Origin of the sequence: Anaerofustis stercorihominis (assembly GCF_005844425.1) — a bacterium.
Lineage (GTDB): Bacteria > Bacillota > Clostridia > Eubacteriales > Anaerofustaceae > Anaerofustis > Anaerofustis butyriciformans.
The window spans coordinates 1-21,092 of the sequence record NZ_SPHL01000008.1 but is presented as its reverse complement, the minus strand read 5'-3'; the positions used below and the strand labels follow the sequence as shown (position 1 = coordinate 21,092).

Below are 21,092 nucleotides of genomic sequence, written 5' to 3'. Positions count from 1 at the left end.
GTTGCTGTTCTTGTTTTCGCTGACCACAATCTTATTATCCACGAGTATTGCATAGAAGCCAAGAAATCTACCGTCACAATGCCGACACAATAGATGTCAGCACGAAAAAAGCTCCGACACTTATCGTGTCAGAGCCTATTTTAAAGGGTTTATGGCATTTTACTTTGTTTGGGTTTGCTTTATCCAGACAAATATTTTAGCAACAAATAGCAGAAACATAAGGGCGGTTACATAGGGTTGTCTTGCCGCAGCGAAGAAGCAGATAACAAGCGTACTCAGCACGAGAGAGCATTTTGTGATTATGTTGCTCCATGATTCCTTTTCAAAACAAACACACATCAGTTTCGCTATCCCAAGTGCAATCAAAACAATAAAAACAATCCAATAGATTGCAAGATATATTGGGGTAGTGTCTGTAAATGAAAGTAGATTGACAGAATAAATATATCCGTCAACAAGGTTACCATACAACGGCAAAAGTATAAAAGTAACCGCCATCATATCTAATATTCCATAAATGAAACTGTAAATTTTTTTCAAGTTGGAACGATTTTCAGTTTCGGCAAGTGTAATCAGTTCTTCGCCCGATAGCAGTTCATCTATGGTCACAGAAAAGAATTTAGAAATACACTTGAGCGACTCAATGTTAGGGTAACCCTTGCCGCTTTCCCATTTTGAAATGGCTGTTCTTGATACATATAATTGCTCCGCAAGTTGTTCCTGCGTTAAGTTCTTTCCAGTCCTAAGCTGTTGTAGCTTTTCATTAAATTCCATGATTCTCCTCCTGTTTGTTCCTTGTTTTCATACGTCCATCAACGGGTTTTTCTGCATCTTTTGGTATCATCCATGCACGACCAAATTTTTCAGTTCCGTCAATGCGATTTTCCTCACATAATTTTTGTATCCGTCTTTCCGATATGCCCCATTTTTCAGAAGCGGCTTTCACAGAAATGTAATTCATAATATCAACTTCCTTTCGCAAAGAGTATATAATTATTATATACGGAATGACGAATAATAGCAAGTTTCTCTCCACTAATACGAAATTATACACTACTAAACATAAAATCATACTTCGTTCAAATATCATCACCCGAAATGTACAATGATATAGGATGATATTAAAATGTACCAAGATGAAAGAAAACTTGATTTTAAGCCGTTAGGTATAGCGATAAAAAAAGCTCGGGAAGCAAAAGGGTGGACACAGGAATATCTTGCCCAACTGGTAGACCTTACGCCACGCTCTATTATGTATATAGAGAACAGGGGGCAGCACCCAAGGCTTAACAAATTTTATCTCATTACTACCTTGCTTGACATCTCTGTAGACCAGTTCTTTTTTCCATGCAATGAAGATGGCGACAACAATCGCCGCAAACAAGTTGATGTACTGTTGAATGATATGGAAGAAAAGGAGCTTATCGTGATGGAAGCTACGGCTCAAGGCTTGAAAAAGGCAAGAGAAACTGCGGAATAATTAACGCTGTTTTCGTAAGCCAAGCCAACTGAAAAAAGTGCGACACCTACACAGGCTATCGCACTTTTTAGGTTATTTTTTTATTCTCCACACAAATCATAAAGCTGTTCACATCGGTTTTGAATATCTAAGATTTCTGTTTCGGTTAAACTCCTGCGGTTATGAGTAAGTTGTTCGTCAATTAAAGTACATAACTTATTCCATACATCATACAATGATTGCCCAACCAAAGTCATCATTTCCTCTGCACTCGGTATTTTATCAAGCATAATTTTTTCCCTCCAAACACTTTGATTTATTGCATACAAGCATTTACAAACTTCATAGGCGTGTATCTCATTCCATCCGCTAACTGTTCCGTATCTGTTTCAACAAACCCCAGTTTACGATAAACGGGTACAGCATATGGAGAAGAATTAACGGTGAATACATTTCTTTCACTGTGGTTTAAAACATATTCCCAAAGAGTTCTTCCAATTCCTTGCCTATGATATTTTGCTTTTACAAAGAAACAGCAGATGTGCTTTCGATTTTCGCTTGTAGCAATTACACCTTTCAATTCGTCCTGCTCATAAGCTCCAAAAAATTCAAGCGTCTTTAGGATTTCATCATTCTCAATAAAATCCTTAAATGATTGAATACCCTCATCTGAATAGTCGGGAGCTTCAAATTGTAAAAATACTTCCCATATCAAAGTGATAGCTTCGTCAATCTCAAAGGGTTCTAATTGTCGAATTTCCATACAGTCACCTCACTTCTTATACTGGCTTAATTAAATTTGCTTCTAAGAGAGTTTCAAAAGTATTTACAGAACCACCATGTTCAATGATTTTTCCATTTACAACTCTGTCTATATTGACACCTGTAAATGATAATTTCTTATGAGTGGGTTTAATACCTATCCATTCACCCTCATGTGTACCTGCCATTATAAATTCAGAAATCACATATTCCTTATCATTGAATTGACGTACTATTTTCATTGTATAGTCTGGATAAGTCTTTTTTACGGATATTAGATGTTGCTTCATGCCGTCCAACCCCAAAGGTACAGTTTTGTCTCCGAGAGTCAGAGCACAGTTTTCTGATACATATTTAGATAATTCTTCAAGTCTATTTTCTGAAACAATCCTCTCATAGAAGTTCTTTACAATCATTTTGTCATTCATTTTCTACCCTCGCAAATTTAATTTATGATTTCCATACTTACATTATATCAGTTGAAAATCAGCCATTCAATGAAATTCATAGCATGACTATTTTTTATCTGTGTACCATTCCGTCACCCCCTTTCATTCCCCCCCTATGCCCGAACTCCCATAGGGGGGACAGGTAAGTTTGCGTGTCCGCAAACTGCTGATTGTTACGCTCCAATGATACGGTTGAACAGCTCTAACAGCACGTCTTTGACACCGCCGGCATTGAATACCAGCCCGACGGCGATTAAGGCAATCACAAGGAAGCCGATAAGTTTTGAAAACTCTCTCTTAAATCCTAAGTAGATACCGATTACCACGATTGCCATAAGCACCAAGCTCTGGGCGTTGCTTAAAAACCAGTTGTATAAGTTCTGTCCGAAATTCATTCTTTATCAATCCTTTCTTTTTTAATTTCTTCCATTTCTTCGTCAGCCATTTTGCTGACCTGTGCGATACACATAAGGACAACGCCGATACCCATTCCCAGTGATACCAGCACCAAGTCCTTGACAAGTTCTGCCATAGTCAAAATTCTCCTTTACTCTGTGACAAGTTCCTCTGTGTCCGCTGTCTGCTGTCTGATTATCTGCAAATGCTTTTCCGTCAGCTTTGCGTTGTCCTCAATCTCTTTCAGATAGCTTGTGCTGTTGCCAGCGTCTATCTTTTTCAGCATTTTCAGTGTAGGGGCGACCTGCCGGCTTATCCAGCCCAGCGTCCTTTCCAGCGTATAAGGCTCTGGGTCTGTCGTCAGTTTGATAGGCGGGCGGTCTTTCCCGATAAACCACGCCCAGCGGTCATTGAGCTTCCAGTCTGTCTTTCGCTTCTCCGGCTCTCTGTCCACGAAGCGGATATAGTGATTGATGATAGAAAATGCCGTCTGTTCTGCGTCATAATGGGTCAGCAGTTCACGAACGGCATAATAGGCTCTTTCATCTTTCAATCGTATCTCGAAGCGGTTCTTTATGGGTGCTTCCTCAATCGGTATTCCCAGCTTTGCGTACTGCTCGTAGTTCTTCTCATAACAGCAGAAGTACACCTCGCTTTTCAGTGAGCCGATATACAGCGTGTGTCCCATGCCCGCCTTGTCCTGCTCGTTGTGCTTCACCAGCTCGCCGGAAGCATAGGACTTGAAAGAACGGAACAGGGAAACACATTCCTCACGATTGCATTTGGCGGTCAGATCTGGAATATCCAGTATGCCCGCCCTGTCGTTAATCGCAAGGTCAAGGCGTTTCATCACACCGCCCTCAATGAGTGCGTCCATGAGGAAGTCATACCAGCTACGCCCCTGTGCCAGCAGGTAGCTTTCAAACTGGCGACAGCCTTTTCCTTTCAGCTCCAAAAGTGTGCCCTTTTCCTCGTCCTGCGAGGTGTAGACGAACACATCACCCAGATAGTAATGTTCTGTGTACTTGTAGTGTCCGTAGTCCTCATGGAGCATATAGTCAACATTGAGCTTCAATATATCTCTGATAACGTGCTGTATATCCAGCGTGGGGAAACGGATACGCACATAGTCGAACAGCAGGAACATGGGAGCGTCGGGATTGAATTTCTCGACCGCTTCCATGAGCTTGTCCTGCATATCGTCCGTGAGGTTGACCTTTCCCGTTTCGATACGGTTCAAGTGTTCACGGCTGATACCAGCCATGATAGCAAGCCTTGTCTGGGACACGCCGTAAGATAGGCGTTTCTCTTTCAAGGCGGTTATAAAGGTGCTTTCATTCAGCCTGCATACCCCCAATCGTGAAAGTGTGATATTTTCCGCCGATTGTCACAGTCAGCCATGAGTAAGGGAAAACCCTTATGCCTAGCGGGATTTCCAGACTTTTTGACCGTAGTTTCCAGCGGAATTGTGCCCCTCTGTTAGATACCGAGGGGCTTCTTTCGTGGAGCAGGGCAAGCCCTGCTCCACAGGACGGCTTGCACGGTCTGGGTCGCTTCGCTGACCGTTCCAGCCGTCAGTGGTTCAGCCTATCCTTGTCATGCCCGTATAAACTACGATACAATCGGTATCTCTTGAAAGGCATTTTCTGGCTATATCCTTGTCAATCTCGTATTCACGGCATACCTGTCTGAAATGCTCCCTGTCCATGACAAGAAACGTATAGCGGAAAAGACAGCCCAGCAGGTTCGCCATGTGTGCGGGAAGCTCCACGGAAAACAGCAACGGCATTTCCAGATAATCCTCCGCCAAATCTTCCAATAAATCCGACATTCTCTCATGGAAAAGTGTTTCTGGATAGTCGTCGTCCTGTTTATAATCACTGTCTGCCGTAAAAGCTAAATCGGACAGGAATTTTCCATATCCCAATCCGATACAGGTAAGTACACTGTCGGTACATTCTGGTTCATAATGGATTTCCAAATATCCCATAATCATTCAATCTCCTTTTGTTTCTCTGGTACGGCTTGCCTTGCCAGTGCAAGAGAGCCGATAGTCTGTAAAAAATCATGCCCCTTTGGTACAAGGGGAGTGTAAAATTCCGATATGACGCTCGTACCTACGTCACAATAACCACGTCCTTTGATACGCTTCTGGAAGAACTGTTTCTTTACGTCGCTTCCAAAAAGCATACCGTAGCCTAGCTCGCTGATACGTCCCAAACCCACACGGAAGTTGAAGTTATCTCTGATACCGTCGCTGAAATACTTTGCGTCGGGACGCTGGCAGGCGACAATAAGAAAATAGCCCGCCTGTCTGCCAAGCATGACGATTTTCTTTAGCTGGCTTAAAAGGCTCATGCTTTCCTTTGTCCCCAGCATTTCCAAGAACGCCACATACTCGTCAAAGATAAGGAAGCAGGGCGGTAAGCCCAGATAGGCATAGTTCTCGCCCGTCTTGTAGGCTGGGTGGTGTTTCATTTCTTCGCTCCTTGCCACCATGCCCTCATAGAACGCATTGACACATTCAATCATATCTTCTTTGGTGTGGTACACGTTGTCCATGACCGTACCCAAGTCCGCAAGGTCAGCGTTCTTAGGGTCTAAGATGAAAAGCTGGGCGTTGGTCTGCAAGAGGGCTTCAATGATTGTCAGCAGGAAATAGGTCTTTCCACCGCCAGTCCCGCCACAGATAAGGGCGTGAGGGAGTATGTCGTATTCCCATGTGAGGTTCTTCATCAGACGCAAGCCCCCGTTTTCAGCTTTTACCTCGTCAATCGTGATACGGTTTGCTATCATGTCATAGAGCAGGGTGTACTCGATATAGCCGTCATGGAGCGTCTTGTCGGTCAGCTCACAGTACAGCCCGCTTTCCAGCTTATCTTCCAGTCTAAGGAGCTGGTCTTGATACTTCCCTAAAGAGATTTCACAGCGGATATGGAGCAAGCCCGTTTCCATTTGATAATAGATTTTAGGAAACCAGACGATTTTTTCCCTTGATCTGCTCTGCAGGTCAGTGAAAAAACCGCTGTCCTGTACGGTCTGTGCTTCATACCACTTATTGTCCAATATCATGCGTGCCAGCTTTTGACGGTGTAATAGCTTCTTGAAGCGGTCATGGAAGAAGCGGTAATAAAGAAAAGCGACCAATGCACAGGCAAAAGTCGCTATCCCTATGGTTATGAAGTTGTATGTGGAAAGCGTCACGTCATTATCAAGCAGGCTGAAATGCTCCCAATCGGTACGCATGAGCTGTCCCATGTTCAGTAGCAGGAGAACCGCCACGAACAGAAATAGGAGCGTACCTACGCAGAAGCGGTACACAAGGTTCTTGTCGCTGGCTCTGATACGCTTTCCCTTGTATTTTAAAATATTCATAAACACCCCTTTCTGGATATGGAAAAAGCGGTCAATCGTAAAGACTAACCGCTTTTGTAATTACTTTAATCGATTTTTAATATGGCTTTAATTTCTGGAATAGTTTTCTTTTGCTCACGCAATTCTTTGATGTAGAAAATTCGTTCCATACTTTCCACACGTTTATAACGTCTTGTCAGATTTTCTTCCGCTTGCTCAAAAGGGAGCATACCTTCTTCCGTATAGAACTTTAATGTACTGTATCTTACATCTGTGAGCCTTACTAATTCACCGATAGTTACATACTCTGAATTTTTTATTACCTCCATACTTCTTTGCCTAGACATATGAACTTCTCCATTAGCTATAAGCTACGATTAAAACATTCATCATTGTAATCATGTATTCCACATTATTCACCATATCTTTAATTGATTTTCCTGTATCAGAATTTGTTATTTCTTTTAATTTCTTCTTAATCTCTTTTTGTTCATATTCAGAAAAATAGGTTTTTAACACCTTGCTCTTATCTAAGAGGATAATCAGCGAAGCAATATCTTCCGTAACTTCAACATCTTCTAAAAATTCTGCCCTTATCATATCAACAACATAATGAACAGCATTTGCATTTGGAATATAGGCATTTTTATTTCCGAATATGCCTGTACGGGTAACTTCAACCAAACCTAAATCTTTTAAAGAAGCACCAATGGTATTAACAAGTTCATAGCCTCTATCCTTAAATGAATAGTTATATGCTTCTAATATTTTTTCCAGTTTTACAGGTTTTTGCTGATTTACAAAATCATATAGAGGTTTTAAATAAAGCTTTTCGTCTGGAAGATTATTCGTCACAGTGACTCTCTTTTTATCAATTTTAATACAGTCCTCTAATTGCAATTCTAATAAACCAGACGCTATAAGGCAAATCAACTTCTCTGAACCAAATCCAGAAATTTTCCCTTTGGAATTTACCGCACAAATCAAATACTCTTGTGTAATAGATAAATCTTTCATTTTGAGTTCTCCTTTCTAGTTACTACTTATTACTTACGATTTAATATTACACTATCGTATGCGGTTAGTCAAGAGAATGTGTTATTTTTTCTGTTGTCCCTGCGGAGCGTGGTTCTGCGGATTGCCTGCGGACTGACCGCCTTTATTTTTCAGCACAATGTCGTCTGCCTTGATGTACCACTCCACGTCTGCCCCTCGGTAGTTGGCGTTAGCCACCGTATCGGCAACAGGATTGATAAGCTCCACCTCGGCATTGTACGGGTAGTCCTTGACAGGGATTTCCGCTGGGATAGATACCTGTATCGTGCGTTCCTGCTGACTACACTTCAAGTCATAGGTTCTACGCTTGATTTCTTCGCTGGTTGTCCCGTCCTCATTCTCCACACGCACCTCATGTCTTAATGCGGAGAACTTCAATACTCCGAAAGTCTTTTCCTTATCTAATACAATTCCATTCGCTAATCTCATAATCTGATACCCCCTTTACTTGCTTTCCTCGGCTGGAAGCATATCATCAGCCGTTAAGATATAGTTTGTGTAGCCACGACCTCGCACGTTCTTTCCCTCGGCGGTAATCTTAGGATTGATGAGCTTGACTTTTTGCTCATACTTGAAACGCTTTTCACCAGCCTTTGCGGGAAGCACCACGATAATGTCGTCGGCTCTCTGAATGTCGGAATACAGGTTATAGCTTCTCGTCACGGGAACAAAGCGACCATTGACACGCTGTTGCTCCACCTCATTTTCTCCTGCAAACTCCAAATTTCCAAAAGTCTGTGCCATATCAGGCACAATATATTTCAATTTCATGTGTTCATACCTCATTTCTTTCTGTGATTGATATGTGGGGAGCTACACTCCCCACGCCCCTAGTGGACTGTTCTTTTCCGTTGATCTGCAAGCAGAAGAACAGAAAAGGAACAGTTTCGATTTTCTTTTCCTGTTACAAGTCCATACGGCGGGGAACGTGATTTCTTCATCATCATAAGCAGACCACCCGATTAGGAACGTCTACGCTTGAAGAAGTATGTTCCTGCCACGCCTGCGCCAGAGAGAACAAGAAGCCCTAAAAATAAGGCAATGTTTGTATTATCGCCTGTCTTTGGAGCGTCGCTTGTTTTGGTCGGTGTATCTGGTGTGGTCGGCTGTTCCGGCTCTGTTGGTTCTTCCGGCGTTTCTGGTACTTCTGTGATTGTCACAGTCTGCCCGTCATCCTCAATGTCCTTATGCTCTGTAACCTTAGTCGGCTCGTCTGGATTGCTCAAATCGTATAATTCCTCAAAGGTCACAAGCTCTTTCCCGCCAAGCTCGGAAGCGTCGAATGTAAAGGCAATCTGTACTTCCATACTTTCACTGTCGGCGGTAAAAGTATAGTCATTCTCGACACGCTCTCCGTTGATGATAAGCTCTGCGTTTTCGTCCTTAATCATCTGCCAGCCTTTGAGCTGATACTTTGTGCCGATTTCCAAGCCGTCAAGGGTCACGGTATCAATGATTGTCACGTCTTTTCCAGCTTCAATCTCTTTCTTTCCGTCCTCGCTGGTCGCTGTGGTATGAATAGAGATGATACGCTCCGTGATAAGAACCGTCTGTCCCTCGTCGTCAATGTCCTTGTGTCCAGCCACCTTTACAGGCTCGTCCTCATTGGAAAGGTCGTAAAGTTCCTCAAAGGTCACAAGGTTCTTGCCACCTAAATCAGACGCATTGAATGTATAGGAAATTTCCACTTTCATTTCTTCATCATCAGCAGTAAAGGTATAGCTGTTCTCTACACGCTGTCCGTCGATAAGAAGCTCGGCGTTTTCCTCTTTCAACATCTGCCAGCCTTTGAGCTGATATTTTGTGCCTTTTTCCAGCCCGTCAAGGGTAACGGTATCAATGATTGTTACCTCTTTGCCAGCCACGATAGACTTCTCGCCGTCCTTGCCTGTGGCTGTGGTATGGATAGAGATTTCTTTCTCGTATTCATCAGTAAGTGTCCCTAAGTCAACAGTCACATTGTTTCTGGACACCACGATTTCAAAGGCAGGGATAAGCTCAAAGCCTTTGTTGCTCTCACAGCGTAATTCCTCAATGATATAGGTATCGTAAATCAAAGCACCTTTGCTGTCGTCTGGCTCACTTATTCCAAACCAGATACCGTCCTCGCTGGTCTTTCCTGCGTTGGTGTTGTTCTTATGGGAAGCCCAGTCAGAAGAAGTGGAGAACTGCCCGTTATCATCAGTTACGATAATGTGGCTCTCACCTGTGGTCTTGCTGGTGATCCTAAACGGAACTCCCGCAAGACGCTGGTGTGTGCCAGCACCAATCTTGACACCCTCTAGGTCGCCACGCTTCACTTGATTGTAGATTGATGTGTCTGTCCCTGTAAGGTCAACGATTTTTCCGTCCTCTGTGATTTCAAATTCAATCGGTTCTGCGCCGTCCGTCAGATAGCCCTCTGGTGCTTTGCTTTCCTCAATACGGTATTTCCCGTAAGGGAGTAAATCAGCAGAAGTAGAAGCCACGCCCTCAATGTCGGTAAGGATTGTCTTTACCACTTCGCCTTTATTGTAGAGCTTGCCCTCGACAAGTACGGCATTGTCATTAAGGGAAATGATTTCAAATTCAGCGTCTTTCAAGGTCGCACTTCCTTGACCTTTGGTATCGCTGGTTTCCAAATCTCGTTTCTGGATTTTCACACCGCCACGGATAACCTTGTCTGATACATGGTACTGATTACTTCCAGACAATACGGCAATGTCGCCGTCCTCGGTAATCTGTGTAAGGTACATTCCCTTAATCTGTTCCTCGCTACCGTTTGCCTGCATATACGCACCGTCAAGAAGATAGCCATTAGGAGCTTTTGTTTCCTCAACGGTCAGCGTTCCTAAAGGAAGCACGTTCTTTCCGTCCTGTGTATAGAAGCTGTCCCCAGATACCTTGTATTCATCAGAAAGGCGGGAAACGTAATGGATAGTGCCGTCGCTGTCCTTTTCAGCGATTGTCTTTGTCACCCATGTTTTGGTAGGCTCGCTAGGGAGATTGTCAGCGGTATAGTGTCCCGCATAGAATTTCCATGTGAACTCCGCACCCTCTAAAGAAGCGTCGCCCTGTGGAGCGTCTTTCTGTGTTTCCATGTCAATCTTGAAAAGCTCGATAAGTGTGTCTGTGACCTTTGGCGTATCGGATACGTTCAAGGTCGCTGTCTTGCCAGCTTCCACATTTAAGGAATACACTGTATTGTCCACCTTGTAGCCAGCAGGAGCGGAAAGCTCTTTGATGTAGACTGTGCCAGCCTTTACTTCCACAGTATCAGTATTTCCGCTATTATCCGTCGTAAGGGTGGCAAGCTGTTTTGTGCAGTCCTTATCAGAATAGACACCATAAGTCGCACCAGCGATAGAATAAAGCCCGTTTCCGTCGGTAATGCTGGCATTACTGGAAGTCTTTTTAAGGGTGGCATTTCCTACGGCAAGTTTCGCCCAGAACTGTCCAATGTCCTGTCCCTCGCCAGAGTAGATATAACCGCCACATTCATAGCGTCCCTTGTTCTCGCTGGCAAAGGCTTTCGCCCCAGCGTACACCTCGTCCTGTATCGCTTTTGGGATTTCATCATAGGAAGCTCTGACGTTATCGCATTGCCAGCCCAGATGAACACTCAATCTCTGCCATACGACGCACTGTTTCAAAAGGTAAATATGCTGACTGCTCAATCCGCTGTGGCTCTGCACATACTGATTGACATACTCGATTGAGAGGGCAACATCTGAAATCTGGTCGTAGCTCATGCGTGTGCTTGCGTCGGCTCTGGTCTTGTAGCCGTTGCGGAAGTTAGTGTTAATATCCACGCAGAAAGCGTCCTCGCCCTCAACGGTCATGTGTCCCTCGTTGAATGTCGAACCGATAGAACCGTCATTCATCACTTTTTCAACGATACCGACACGCTCGGCACTTTCTGTCCAGTATTGCTTCTCGGAAGCGTGGACTGCCGTTGTCGGCAAAGCGGTAACGATAGTCGCAAAGGCAAGGAAGCTCGTGGCTAATCGCTTCAATATCTTTTTCATAGCTTTTAAAATTCTCCTTTCGTTTGGATATAGAAAAAGCCGTCCATTTCTGAACGGCTGGAAATAGAAAAGGAACGTCAATATCGGCGTTCCATAATCTACTTGCGATATTCAATTTTTAGTTTATCAATACTGATGTGCTGTACCATAATCTTTGCAAATCTGGGATTTCTAACGTATCAAGGCTCATTCAATGGTAGTAAAATCGTAGTAATTTGAAGTATTTCAACCCTTGAAAATGCTGATAGATACAGTGTTTTAGCGGACAATCAGATTTTTAGTTGGTTTTTCTTGATAAAATTACAGACAATAAAATAGATTGGGCTTATGGTTATTACTATGATAATGATTTAACAAAAGCAAAAGAAGATTTTAAAGAAGTAATATCTGGTGGAAATCTTGCAGACACATTTATACAAAATAAAAAAGATAAAGAAAGGTAGGTAATAGTATGGAAGTTAAAATAAATAGAGAAATACGAAATTACACAGAAAGTATATTTTTCGGACTGTCATTAAGACAGTTCGTTTTTTCTATACTTGCTTGTGGAGTAGCAGTATTACTTTATTTTTTGTTAAAAAATAATTTTGGTATAGAAACTTTATCTTGGGTATGTATTTTAGGAGCAAGTCCGTTCGCTGCAATAGGTTTTATTACTTATAATGGAATGCCGGCAGAGAAGTTCATATATGCATATATAAAATCAGAATTTTTAATACCAAAAAAATTAACTTTTAAACCAGTTAATTTTTATTATGAATTATTAAAAGATAAGTTAGAAAAGGAGGATTTAAAGAATGAAGACATTAAAAACACTATTTAAGCAAGACAAGGAAGCATTTATAGTTCCAAAAGGTGTGCAAGATGTTATTCCAATTACAAGAATATGGCAAGATGGTATATTTCAAGTAGGAAAAAATAAATATTCAAAATGTTATCGTTTTACAGATATAAATTATGCAGTAGCAAGTAGAAGTGACAAAGAGGGTATGTTTTTAGAATATTCAGAATTGCTTAATTCATTTGATACAGGAGCCACTACAAAAATAACTATATTAAATAGAAGATTAAATAAAATTGACTTTGAAAAAAATATATTACTACCATTAGCAAATGATAAATTGGATGAATATAGAAAAGAATACAACAAAATGCTTTTAGATAAAGCAACTGGAGCAAATGGAATTACCCAAGAAAAGTTTTTAACAATATCTGTTAATAAAAAAAGTGTAGAAGAAGCAAGAAACTATTTTACAAGAATTAGTGCTGATTTGATAAATCATTTTTCACAATTAGGTTCAAAATGTATTGAATTAGAAGCACAAGATAGACTACGTTTGATACACGATTTTTATAGACAAGGCGAGGAAAATGCTTTTACTTTTGATATGATACAAAATATGAGAAAAGGACATAGTTTTAAAGATTTTATATGTCCAGATAATTTTGAATTTGAAAAAGATTATTTTAAAATGGGAAACAAATATGGCAGAGTTATATTTTTAAAAGAATATGCAAGTTATATTAAAGACAATATGGTGGCAGAACTAACTGACTTAAATAGAAATATGATGATGAGTATTGATGTAATTCCTGTTCCTATGGATGAAGCCGTAAGAGAGGTAGAAAATAGAAGATTAGGTGTAGAAACAAACATAACTAATTGGCAACGAAGACAAAATTCTAATAATAATTTTAGTGCTGTTATACCATACGATATGGAACAACAACGAATAGAATTAAAAGAATTTTTAGATGATTTGACTACTCGTGACCAAAGAATGTTTATATGCGTTTTAACTATGGTGCATACTGCTGATAGTAAAGAACAATTAGATAACGATACAGAAAGTTTATTAACTACTGCAAGAAAACACTTATGTCAATTCTCTATATTAAAATATCAACAAATGGATGGATTAAATACTGCAATGCCTTTTGGAGTAAGAAAAATTGATACTTTAAGAACTCTTACTACCGAATCGCTTGCAGTATTTATGCCTTTTAGAGTTCAAGAAATAAATCACGAAAATGGTATTTATTATGGACAAAATGTTATAAGTAAAAATATGATTATTGCTGATAGAAGACAATTACTAAATGGTAATTCGTTTATACTTGGAGTTAGTGGTAGTGGCAAGTCTTTTACAGGTAAAAATGAAATAGTATCTGTAATTTTACGTGATCCAAATGCAGATGTCATAATCATTGATCCAGAAAGAGAATATTCACAATTAATAAATGCTTTAGGTGGAGAAGTAATCCATATATCAGCAACAAGTAATAATCACATTAATGCAATGGATTTGAATAGCGAGTACGGAGATGGTGCAAATCCTGTAATATTAAAATCAGAGTTTATATTATCTTTATGCGAGCAACTTATTGGAGGAAGTAATCTGGGTCCAAAACAGAAATCTATTATAGATAGATGTACTGCTTCGGTTTATAGACATTTTCAACAAGGGAATTATCAAGGAACACCTCCGACATTACAGGATTTTAGAGAAGAACTTTTAAAACAAAATGAGCCAGAAGCAAAAGAAATTGCACTTGCTATTGAATTGTTTACAGATGGAAGTTTAAATACTTTTGCTAAAAATACAAATGTAGATACAAATAATAGATTACTATGTTATGATATTTTGGATTTAGGAAAGCAATTACTTCCTATTGGTATGTTAGTAGTTCTTGATAGTATTTTAAATAGAATAACTATGAACAGAAGTAAAGGTAGAAATACCTTTATTTTTATTGATGAAATATATTTGTTATTCCAACACGAATACTCTGCTAATTTTCTATTTACTTTATGGAAAAGAGTTCGTAAATATGGTGCATATTGTACCGGAATAACACAAAATGTAGATGATTTACTACAAAGTCATACTGCTAGAACAATGTTAGCAAATTCAGAGTTTATAGTTATGCTTAATCAAGCAAGTACAGATAGATTGGAACTTGCTAAATTATTAAATATATCTGATTTACAGATGGGATATATAACAAATGTAGGTGCAGGGCAAGGATTATTAAAAGTAGGTAGTTCACTTGTTCCATTTATAAACAAATTTCCTACGAATACCAAATTATATAAATTAATGACAACTAAACCTGGAGAAGGTAATTAGAGAATAGGAGGTGTTTATCTTGGCAAATATTAAAGTCAAAGATGTAGCCCAAAAAGGTATAAAAACACTAAACAAAGCAGCAATTCAAACAGAAAGATTTAAAGATACCATTGTAAGAACAAAAGAAAAAGCCGAAGAAAGTGTAAGTGATGATATTAATAGTGTAGAATATGCTAGTAATAAAATTAAATTTGCAACTAACAGAACAGTTGATGAGGGCATTCATCAATTTAATAAGCAAGGGCAAAAGTCCTTGATGAAAACAAAAGAAAATTATCAAAAGACAAAAGTAAAGATTAAAGCCTTTAAAGAGAAAATGAAAAAAGGCAATGTTAAATCTACTATTAAAAATACTAAAAATACAATAAAAACAAGTAAACAAGTTGCAAAAAACACAAAGAAAACAGCACAAGTAGCATTAAAAAATAGTCAAAGAGCAGTAAAATTAGCGAGAGAATCTGCAAGAAAGACTGCTCAAGGTATTAGAATTGCAACAAAAGCAACTATTTCAGCAATAAAGGCAATAATTGCAGGAACAAAGGCTTTAATTACTGCATTAATTGCAGGAGGGTGGGTTGCAATAATAATAATAGTAGTTATTTGTTTGATTGGATTATTAGTTAATTCTATATTTGGAATATTTTTTTCTAATCAGAAAACAAGTGCTAATGCAGTAACTATGAATGAAGTAGTTGCAGAATGTAATCAAGAGTTTGCAGATAAAATCCAATCAATTCAAGATACAAATCCACACGAAGATTATGTTTTAGATGGTAGTATGGCTTCTTGGAAAGATATATTACTTATTTATACGGTTAAACAATCAAATGGACTAAATGCAACTGATGTTGTCACAATGGACAATAACAAAAAAAATATTCTAAAAAAAATATTTTGGGATATGAATAGTCTATCTTCTGAAGTAAAAGTTGAAAAAGTAATAGAACAAGGTGTAAATGTTAATGAAGAGCCAAAAGAGGTACAAAAGAAAGTTTTGCATATAAAAATAACATCTAAAACAGTAGAAGATATGAAATTACAATATAATTTTAATGCTGCACAAAATAAACAATTAGCAGAATTATCAAGTGATAAATATGCTAATTTGTGGAGTGGAGTAATTTATGGAGTAAATAATTCTGGGGAATATGTTAATTGGAGGCAAACAGATCCTAGTTGGGCTAATATAAAAATAGGTAACACTAATAGTACAATAGGTAAGATAGGGTGCTTGGTTACTTCAATAGCAATTCTTATTGAAAAGTCAGGTGCTAATACTACAATAAGTCCCTTTAATCCTGGCACTTTTGTAGAAGCATTAAATAAAAATAATGGGTTTGATAGTGGAGGTAATCTTCAATATGCAGCAGTCAATAAGGCAGTTCCAGGATTTAGTTATGTTGGAAATGTCAATTTAAGAGGAAAAACACGAAGTGAAAAATTAGCCTTAATAACACAATATTTTAATCAAGGATATTTTATTACGACAGAAGTAAAGGGAGCAACTCCCGGTAATCAGCATTGGGTTGCAGTAACTGGAGTTGATTCAATAAATGTAATGATAGTTGATCCGGCTTCTAGTCAAACTATAATGTGGAATGCTTATGAAGTTAGCAAGACTTCACAATTTAATTATTTTAAGGCAGAGTAATGGTATTAGGTTTGATTAAATTATTTTTAGGGTTTGTATTATTATTAATAAAAACAAAAAAGGTTATTTCTAAAATTAAGAAGTAACCTTTATACATATTTATATATTTTTTATAAAAGATAGAAATTTTTAAATAAAAATGGTATAATTATTTATATAAAAACTGACTAACAAATAGTAATTTGTAAAGGAGGTATTTATGGGAATAGAACATTCGCAAAATTATTTACATAGTAAACAACTTGTAGCGACCTTGTTATCAAAGAGTAATATTTGTAACGACGATATTGTAATTGAGATAGGTCCTGGAAAAGGAATTATTACCAATGAACTTGCAAAAAAAAGCAAGAAAGTTATAGCAATAGAGTTTGATGCAAAATTAGCGAAAACTTTATCTGAAAGGTATAAAGAATCTAAAAAAGTTCAAATAATAGAGATGGATTTTTTAAAATATAAAATATCAGTAAAAGAACCATATAAAGTATGTGCAAATATTCCATTTAACATAACTGCTGATATTATGAAAAAAGTATTTGAAGATGATAATCCTCCTGAAGATATATATTTCATAATGCAGTATGAAGCTTTTCTAAGGTATTCTGGACAGCCTTTTTATAACGAAAGTTTGAGGTCTCTTTTATACAAACCTTGGTTTTCCGCTGAATTGATTTATGAGTTTAAACCATCAGATTTTTATCCTGTGCCAAATGCACGAATATGTTTTGCTCACTTTCAAAGAAAAACATCAGCAGATGTTGAGGATGCGACAGACTATAGAAATTTTTTATCATATATATTTTTAGCGTCTGGAAATACTTTCAAAGATAAAACAAAAAAATTGTTTACTTATGAGCAACAAAAACGCATTTGCAAGTTTTTAAAAATCAAATTAGAGTCAACGCTTACTGAGATCTCATACGATGGATGGCTATACCTATATGATGTTTTTCTTAAATTTGTTTCCAACGAAAAAAAAGCTATTATATTAAATGCTGAACAAGCCATGAAAAACAATCAAAACAAGATTCAAAAAAAACATCGAAATCGTAATCATGGTTATTGGAAATTTGAAACTAAGCGCCAAAAGAAAATTTTTAAATTGAAAAATTGAAAATAAGAATTTTATCCAGTAGCTATATTTCCAATTTCTATATTATTAGCAATAGTGTAAACAAAGAAGTTGACAGAAAAAAGTAATAAGCAAATTATAAATTACAATTTGTGATAGATTAGGAGGTGGAAAAATGTATAAAACAGTTGTTATAGAGTATTCACCAAAGGCAGATGATATGGCACAAAAAGTAGAAGAAAAAGCAAATGAAATGTTACAAGATGGTTATGAGCTAGTTACTATGTCAATTACAGGAACAGCAAAAGCAATTTTAGTATTTAAAAAAGGTTTGAAAAAAAGTTTTATATAAATTACAATTTAGTGATTTGTTTAATAAATAGTAATTTATCTAAATGTTAAAATGAAGTGCGAAAATTCCACTTCTAATAGGTGGTGCGAAATATATTTATAATATAAAATTATATTGGAGGTGGGAATATTGGAATTAAAGGATATAATACTACAAAAAAGAAAAGAAAAAAATATGACACAAGAACAACTTGCTGAACAATTAAATGTTGCAAGACAAACTGTTTCTAAATGGGAAACAGGAGAAACCATTCCTGATATTGATAGTTTAAAAAAATTAGCAGTTTTATTAGAGTTTTCTATTGATAACGCACTTGGCATTGAAATAGAAAATGATAATGATGATAAAATAGAATGGTTAATTATCGGAGGATTTATTATAGGAAATACATTAGGAATTGTTTTTGATAATTTTATGTTAGGATATGTATTTGCTATGATTGGTTTGGGATTAGGTTTCGTTTTAAAAGTATTTAAAAAGTAATACAAATTACAATTTATTTATTAAAATATATAAAGAAGACTATTCATACATTGAATAGTCTTTTAATCTTCTAAATTATCAAAAAGGTCGCTATTAAAAAAATCATATAATTTAATTTTTAATGTTTTGCATATTTGATAAATAACATAAGCATTTGGTTTATTAACTTTTAATGCTAACATATCTTGTAAAGTAGATGGTGCGACAGCAGATAATTCAGCCAATTTGTTAGGAGTATAATTGTAAGTATTACATAATTCATATATTCTTTTACTTACTGCTTCTTTGAATAACATATCACACACCTCATTTCTTCAGTAATATTTTAACGGAAAACCGGAGAAATTATTCACGGATAGCCGTTGACTTTTAAAAAATAAGGTGCTATAATATAAACACAATGAAGGCAGTACATTATTTATTAGGTGTACTGTGTTTTTTTTACCAATTACTTGGGAAAATAGAATAATATAGAGGAGTGACATTGTGACAATAACGGACGGAAAAGAAAGTTTTATAATTGATAAGAAAGATGTGACTAATAAAAAAGACGGCTACATAATTGGAATTGATGAAAATATATGGTGTATAGAATTATTTATAAAAAAGGAAAAAAATAATTGTTTTAAGGCAATAATAAAAAGACTCCCTTCTAGTTCAAAAGATGGAGGAGATGAATTAAAAAGTTATAACATACTTGATAATCCTAATTTTAATGAATTTCTACTTTCAAGTTCAGATTATAAAGAAATTAAAAGATTATATGAAAATATGCAATTAGTAAAGAAAAATAGAAAGCAAAGTATAGTAGAAGCATTTGCGTCACTTTTTGCTTATGAATGCTATGAAAATTATTATTTACAAGAACTTTGGGAAGTCAAAGATAAAGATTTATTTGCTTCTATTACATCTGGATCTGATTATCAATACGAATGTTTATGTTTAAAAAGTGAAATATATAAAAAAACAAAAGAAATTTTAAAAGAAAAATATAAAGTAAATTTAAATAAATTTATAGGAGGTAAAATTAGATGAGCGAGGAAAAATTTATATTAGTATTTTTAATTGTATTATTTTTAATTTGTTTAATATATGAATTATACAATTATGTAAAAAATAAAGATAATGAAGAAGATGATAATGCAAAACAAAAAAACACTTTTTTTGATACCCTAGATATAGAAATTGAAAAAAGTGGATATGAAGTTGGTGAGTGGGAAAAAGAAGTTAGAAAAGATTTGATTCCAATTATTAAAGTAAAAACAAAATATAAACCAAATAAAGAAATAAATGTTCTTGTTGGCGATTATAGTAAAAGTTCTATATCAAACACAATATACATTTTAGAAAGTATGGGAATAAAAACAACGATTGCTAAAAGTGGTATAGAAATTGTAAAAAGAATTAAAGATGGCGAAAAATATGATTTAATTATTACAAATAATATTTATGATAGAGGACATTGTGACGGTCCAAATACTCTAGACCATCTAAAAGAAATAGAAGGTTTTAATATTCCCGTTATAGTATTAACAGTTTCGGAAAATGAAAGAGATACATTTGTAGGGTATTATGGATTTGATGAGTATATTACAAAACTGTTAACGCAAGAAAAAGTTAAAGAAACATTCCCTAAAATAATCAACGAGTTAAAATTTATAAAAATAGAAAAACAAAAAAGCAATAAATCTTAATAGGACTTATTGCTTTTTTCTACCTAATAATTCATCAATTGAAAAGGAAGAATAAATAAGTGTTAGGTTATATAAAAATGTAGTAGGAATTAAATTGATAGCATTTTCATAATGAGCATAAGAGGCTTGAGTAGTATTTATTTTTTTTGCAACATCTGCTTGAGTAAGATTATGTTTTTTTCTTAATAATTTTAAATTTTTTGCAATTAAATCAAGGTTAATAGTTAATGGAAGATAGTTTGTATCATTAGTTCTAGTCAAACCGAATAAATAATCTAAACTATAATTAAAATAATTTGCATATTCTATCAATCTTTTTAATGGTATAGTATCTTTTCCGGTTTCCCAACCAGATACTGTTGTAAAATTAACTTTCATCAATTCTGCTATATCTTTTTGCTTTTTATCAATTAATTCTCTACTTTCTCGTAAATTTTTAATTATCATATAACTTCACCCATTATAATTATTCCATTAACTTGGGCAAATATTATTTTTCTAGGGGAAATAGATTATATTTTTTATTTGTGTATATCTATTTGCGAATTTAACATAAAAATAATTGTTTTTCTTGCGAATATTTATTTTATTTTTCTTCAAATACTTTCCAAATAAAAGAATATATGATATAATTTTATTGTCAATTTACGGGTGAAAAAGGAGGAAATATGGAGGATTATAGTGCAAAACTAACAGGGGAACCTTTTTTATATAATGAAACAAAAATTATAGGGCGTTATTTACTAGACGGGGAGAATGAACAAGAACTAAAAAAAAGGAATATTGAAGAAAACTTGATTAAACATAAAAAAACAGGAAGCATACAAAGAGTTAATTCCCCAATATTTAGAAGATTAAAAGTTATGGACAAAGAAATGTTAGAGGAATTTGTTTGTTCAGACATTGAAACAAGTAAGTATATTTTATTATATGCAATAATGAAAACTGATAAATTAGTCAGAGATTTTGTAATAGAAGTGTATAAAGATAAACTTTATATGAGAAAAGAATATATTGAAAAATTTGATATTGATAATTGGTATGAAGAAAAGTGTATATTAAGTAAGACATTAAGAGAAAGAACAGAATCTACATCAGCAAAATTAAAGCAAGTGATAATGAAAATATTACAAGATTCTGGATTAGTAATAAAAGAAAAAGATAGATTTAAAATTGTAAGACCTTTATTAAAAGAAAAATATATAAGTATGCTTGATAAAAACGGAGAT

28 protein-coding genes are annotated in these 21,092 nt (G+C 36.0%); 11 read left to right on the top strand and 17 right to left on the bottom strand.

Annotated features, from left to right (window positions below; translation table 11 throughout):
- Positions 1-159 precede the first annotated feature (159 nt).
- Complete coding sequence (gene bcrR / locus FGQ49_RS03565) at positions 160-774, bottom strand: bacitracin resistance transcriptional activator BcrR (protein WP_009269230.1); 615 nt, start codon at positions 772-774, stop codon at positions 160-162.
- On the bottom strand, positions 764-961 hold the full coding sequence (locus FGQ49_RS10725) for a helix-turn-helix domain-containing protein (protein ID WP_009246557.1): 198 nt from the start codon (positions 959-961) through the stop codon (positions 764-766). Before FGQ49_RS10725 ends, bcrR begins: the two co-directional genes overlap by 11 nt.
- Before the next feature lie 159 nt (positions 962-1,120).
- On the opposite strand from FGQ49_RS10725, the gene FGQ49_RS03555 reads away from it, so the two are divergent.
- Entirely contained in the window at positions 1,121-1,480 is a 360-nt protein-coding gene (locus FGQ49_RS03555; protein ID WP_425330774.1) for a helix-turn-helix domain-containing protein, read from the top strand.
- 80 nt (positions 1,481-1,560) lie between these two features.
- Here FGQ49_RS03555 and FGQ49_RS03550 read toward each other — a convergent pair whose 3' ends face one another.
- The 13 genes from FGQ49_RS03550 to FGQ49_RS03490 form a co-directional block, all read right to left on the bottom strand.
- Positions 1,561-1,749: a hypothetical protein gene (locus tag FGQ49_RS03550; protein ID WP_010817893.1), complete on the bottom strand. Its 189-nt coding sequence runs from the start codon at positions 1,747-1,749 to the stop codon at positions 1,561-1,563.
- A 26-nt stretch (positions 1,750-1,775) separates the two neighbouring features.
- Positions 1,776-2,222 carry a GNAT family N-acetyltransferase gene (locus tag FGQ49_RS03545; RefSeq protein ID WP_010817892.1) on the bottom strand — a complete coding sequence of 149 codons (447 nt, stop codon included), beginning with the start codon at positions 2,220-2,222 and terminating at the stop codon, positions 1,776-1,778.
- A 16-nt stretch (positions 2,223-2,238) separates the two neighbouring features.
- On the bottom strand, positions 2,239-2,649 hold the full coding sequence (locus tag FGQ49_RS03540; protein WP_010817891.1) for an ester cyclase: 411 nt from the start codon (positions 2,647-2,649) through the stop codon (positions 2,239-2,241).
- Positions 2,650-2,843: 194 nt separating this feature from the next.
- Positions 2,844-3,065 (bottom strand): hypothetical protein, encoded by a 222-nt coding sequence (locus FGQ49_RS03535; protein WP_010817890.1) that lies wholly within the window; start codon positions 3,063-3,065, stop codon positions 2,844-2,846.
- A complete protein-coding gene (locus FGQ49_RS03530; RefSeq protein ID WP_010817889.1) occupies positions 3,062-3,202 on the bottom strand; it encodes a DUF3789 domain-containing protein in 141 nt (46 codons plus the stop codon). The genes FGQ49_RS03535 and FGQ49_RS03530 overlap by 4 nt, the downstream gene beginning before the upstream one ends.
- Before the next feature lie 15 nt (positions 3,203-3,217).
- Entirely contained in the window at positions 3,218-4,408 is a 1,191-nt protein-coding gene (gene mobT, locus FGQ49_RS03525; RefSeq protein WP_138268548.1) for a MobT family relaxase, read from the bottom strand.
- Positions 4,409-4,648: 240 nt separating this feature from the next.
- On the bottom strand, positions 4,649-5,056 hold the full coding sequence (locus tag FGQ49_RS03520) for a hypothetical protein (RefSeq protein WP_202613454.1): 408 nt from the start codon (positions 5,054-5,056) through the stop codon (positions 4,649-4,651).
- Positions 5,057-5,058: 2 nt separating this feature from the next.
- A complete protein-coding gene (locus FGQ49_RS03515; protein WP_075877388.1) occupies positions 5,059-6,441 on the bottom strand; it encodes an FtsK/SpoIIIE domain-containing protein in 1,383 nt (460 codons plus the stop codon).
- A gap of 65 nt (positions 6,442-6,506) precedes the next feature.
- Positions 6,507-6,767, bottom strand: coding sequence for a helix-turn-helix domain-containing protein (locus tag FGQ49_RS03510; RefSeq protein WP_171020574.1), 261 nt, complete (start codon positions 6,765-6,767; stop codon positions 6,507-6,509).
- A gap of 13 nt (positions 6,768-6,780) precedes the next feature.
- Complete coding sequence (locus FGQ49_RS03505; protein WP_075877389.1) at positions 6,781-7,437, bottom strand: GPP34 family phosphoprotein; 657 nt, start codon at positions 7,435-7,437, stop codon at positions 6,781-6,783.
- An 81-nt stretch (positions 7,438-7,518) separates the two neighbouring features.
- The gene (locus FGQ49_RS03500; protein ID WP_075877390.1) at positions 7,519-7,905 is read right to left on the bottom strand and encodes a YdcP family protein; all 387 of its coding nucleotides are present in this window, start codon (positions 7,903-7,905) and stop codon (positions 7,519-7,521) included.
- Positions 7,906-7,920: 15 nt separating this feature from the next.
- The gene (locus tag FGQ49_RS03495; protein ID WP_022087958.1) at positions 7,921-8,247 is read right to left on the bottom strand and encodes a YdcP family protein; all 327 of its coding nucleotides are present in this window, start codon (positions 8,245-8,247) and stop codon (positions 7,921-7,923) included.
- Positions 8,248-8,438: 191 nt separating this feature from the next.
- Complete coding sequence (locus FGQ49_RS03490; protein WP_138268526.1) at positions 8,439-11,483, bottom strand: SrtB-anchored collagen-binding adhesin; 3,045 nt, start codon at positions 11,481-11,483, stop codon at positions 8,439-8,441.
- 281 nt (positions 11,484-11,764) lie between these two features.
- On the opposite strand from FGQ49_RS03490, the gene FGQ49_RS10305 reads away from it, so the two are divergent.
- The 7 genes from FGQ49_RS10305 to FGQ49_RS03465 all read left to right on the top strand — a co-directional run bounded on the left by FGQ49_RS10305 (position 11,765) and on the right by FGQ49_RS03465 (position 18,169).
- A complete protein-coding gene (locus tag FGQ49_RS10305) occupies positions 11,765-11,926 on the top strand; it encodes a hypothetical protein (RefSeq protein ID WP_171020573.1) in 162 nt (53 codons plus the stop codon).
- 8 nt (positions 11,927-11,934) lie between these two features.
- Positions 11,935-12,306: a PrgI family protein gene (locus tag FGQ49_RS03485; protein ID WP_138268525.1), complete on the top strand. Its 372-nt coding sequence runs from the start codon at positions 11,935-11,937 to the stop codon at positions 12,304-12,306.
- Positions 12,281-14,614 carry a VirB4-like conjugal transfer ATPase, CD1110 family gene (locus FGQ49_RS03480; protein WP_138268524.1) on the top strand — a complete coding sequence of 778 codons (2,334 nt, stop codon included), beginning with the start codon at positions 12,281-12,283 and terminating at the stop codon, positions 14,612-14,614. Before FGQ49_RS03485 ends, FGQ49_RS03480 begins: the two co-directional genes overlap by 26 nt.
- A 19-nt stretch (positions 14,615-14,633) precedes the next feature.
- Entirely contained in the window at positions 14,634-16,265 is a 1,632-nt protein-coding gene (locus FGQ49_RS03475; RefSeq protein ID WP_138268523.1) for a hypothetical protein, read from the top strand.
- A 199-nt stretch (positions 16,266-16,464) separates the two neighbouring features.
- Positions 16,465-17,376, top strand: coding sequence for a ribosomal RNA small subunit methyltransferase A (locus tag FGQ49_RS03470; protein ID WP_138268522.1), 912 nt, complete (start codon positions 16,465-16,467; stop codon positions 17,374-17,376).
- Positions 17,377-17,509: 133 nt separating this feature from the next.
- Positions 17,510-17,686, top strand: coding sequence for a hypothetical protein (locus tag FGQ49_RS10300; protein ID WP_171020572.1), 177 nt, complete (start codon positions 17,510-17,512; stop codon positions 17,684-17,686).
- Positions 17,687-17,815: 129 nt separating this feature from the next.
- The gene (locus FGQ49_RS03465; protein WP_243112213.1) at positions 17,816-18,169 is read left to right on the top strand and encodes a helix-turn-helix transcriptional regulator; all 354 of its coding nucleotides are present in this window, start codon (positions 17,816-17,818) and stop codon (positions 18,167-18,169) included.
- 62 nt (positions 18,170-18,231) lie between these two features.
- Here FGQ49_RS03465 and FGQ49_RS03460 read toward each other — a convergent pair whose 3' ends face one another.
- Positions 18,232-18,465 (bottom strand): helix-turn-helix domain-containing protein, encoded by a 234-nt coding sequence (locus FGQ49_RS03460; protein WP_138268521.1) that lies wholly within the window; start codon positions 18,463-18,465, stop codon positions 18,232-18,234.
- A 190-nt stretch (positions 18,466-18,655) separates the two neighbouring features.
- Here FGQ49_RS03460 and FGQ49_RS03455 point away from each other — a divergent pair, with 190 nt between their 5' ends.
- Together FGQ49_RS03455 and FGQ49_RS03450 are read left to right on the top strand one after the other, a co-directional pair.
- The gene (locus tag FGQ49_RS03455; RefSeq protein ID WP_138268520.1) at positions 18,656-19,204 is read left to right on the top strand and encodes a hypothetical protein; all 549 of its coding nucleotides are present in this window, start codon (positions 18,656-18,658) and stop codon (positions 19,202-19,204) included.
- Positions 19,201-19,863, top strand: a complete 663-nt coding sequence (locus FGQ49_RS03450; protein WP_138268519.1) for a response regulator — start codon at positions 19,201-19,203, stop codon at positions 19,861-19,863. The genes FGQ49_RS03455 and FGQ49_RS03450 overlap by 4 nt, the downstream gene beginning before the upstream one ends.
- Positions 19,864-19,869: 6 nt before the next feature.
- Here FGQ49_RS03450 and FGQ49_RS10295 read toward each other — a convergent pair whose 3' ends face one another.
- On the bottom strand, positions 19,870-20,310 hold the full coding sequence (locus FGQ49_RS10295) for a helix-turn-helix domain-containing protein (RefSeq protein WP_171020571.1): 441 nt from the start codon (positions 20,308-20,310) through the stop codon (positions 19,870-19,872).
- Between the two features lie 221 nt (positions 20,311-20,531).
- Here FGQ49_RS10295 and FGQ49_RS03440 point away from each other — a divergent pair.
- A partial coding sequence (locus tag FGQ49_RS03440) for a DUF1819 family protein (protein WP_138268518.1) occupies positions 20,532-21,092 on the top strand: 561 nt, incomplete at its 3' end.

Excerpts from the sequence above, each read along its gene's own strand:
- FGQ49_RS03500 (WP_075877390.1), bottom strand. The coding sequence starts at position 7,905 with ATGAGATTAGCGAATGGAATTGTATTAGATAAGGAAAAGACTTTCGGA.
- bcrR (WP_009269230.1), bottom strand. The coding sequence starts at position 774 with ATGGAATTTAATGAAAAGCTACAACAGCTTAGGACTGGAAAGAACTTA.
- FGQ49_RS03495 (WP_022087958.1), bottom strand. The coding sequence starts at position 8,247 with ATGAAATTGAAATATATTGTGCCTGATATGGCACAGACTTTTGGAAAT.
- FGQ49_RS10300 (WP_171020572.1), top strand. The coding sequence starts at position 17,510 with ATGTATAAAACAGTTGTTATAGAGTATTCACCAAAGGCAGATGATATG.
- FGQ49_RS03470 (WP_138268522.1), top strand. The coding sequence starts at position 16,465 with ATGGGAATAGAACATTCGCAAAATTATTTACATAGTAAACAACTTGTA.
- FGQ49_RS03515 (WP_075877388.1), bottom strand. The coding sequence starts at position 6,441 with ATGAATATTTTAAAATACAAGGGAAAGCGTATCAGAGCCAGCGACAAG.
- FGQ49_RS03480 (WP_138268524.1), top strand. The coding sequence starts at position 12,281 with ATGAAGACATTAAAAACACTATTTAAGCAAGACAAGGAAGCATTTATA.
- FGQ49_RS10295 (WP_171020571.1), bottom strand. The coding sequence starts at position 20,310 with ATGATAATTAAAAATTTACGAGAAAGTAGAGAATTAATTGATAAAAAG.
- FGQ49_RS03540 (WP_010817891.1), bottom strand. The coding sequence starts at position 2,649 with ATGAATGACAAAATGATTGTAAAGAACTTCTATGAGAGGATTGTTTCA.
- FGQ49_RS03490 (WP_138268526.1), bottom strand. The coding sequence starts at position 11,483 with ATGAAAAAGATATTGAAGCGATTAGCCACGAGCTTCCTTGCCTTTGCG.
- FGQ49_RS03535 (WP_010817890.1), bottom strand. The coding sequence starts at position 3,065 with ATGAATTTCGGACAGAACTTATACAACTGGTTTTTAAGCAACGCCCAG.
- FGQ49_RS03450 (WP_138268519.1), top strand. The coding sequence starts at position 19,201 with ATGAGCGAGGAAAAATTTATATTAGTATTTTTAATTGTATTATTTTTA.
- FGQ49_RS03550 (WP_010817893.1), bottom strand. The coding sequence starts at position 1,749 with ATGCTTGATAAAATACCGAGTGCAGAGGAAATGATGACTTTGGTTGGG.
- FGQ49_RS03510 (WP_171020574.1), bottom strand. The coding sequence starts at position 6,767 with ATGTCTAGGCAAAGAAGTATGGAGGTAATAAAAAATTCAGAGTATGTA.
- FGQ49_RS03485 (WP_138268525.1), top strand. The coding sequence starts at position 11,935 with ATGGAAGTTAAAATAAATAGAGAAATACGAAATTACACAGAAAGTATA.
- FGQ49_RS03505 (WP_075877389.1), bottom strand. The coding sequence starts at position 7,437 with ATGAAAGATTTATCTATTACACAAGAGTATTTGATTTGTGCGGTAAAT.
- FGQ49_RS10725 (WP_009246557.1), bottom strand. The coding sequence starts at position 961 with ATGAATTACATTTCTGTGAAAGCCGCTTCTGAAAAATGGGGCATATCG.
- FGQ49_RS03530 (WP_010817889.1), bottom strand. The coding sequence starts at position 3,202 with ATGGCAGAACTTGTCAAGGACTTGGTGCTGGTATCACTGGGAATGGGT.
- FGQ49_RS03545 (WP_010817892.1), bottom strand. The coding sequence starts at position 2,222 with ATGGAAATTCGACAATTAGAACCCTTTGAGATTGACGAAGCTATCACT.
- FGQ49_RS03520 (WP_202613454.1), bottom strand. The coding sequence starts at position 5,056 with ATGGGATATTTGGAAATCCATTATGAACCAGAATGTACCGACAGTGTA.
- FGQ49_RS03460 (WP_138268521.1), bottom strand. The coding sequence starts at position 18,465 with ATGTTATTCAAAGAAGCAGTAAGTAAAAGAATATATGAATTATGTAAT.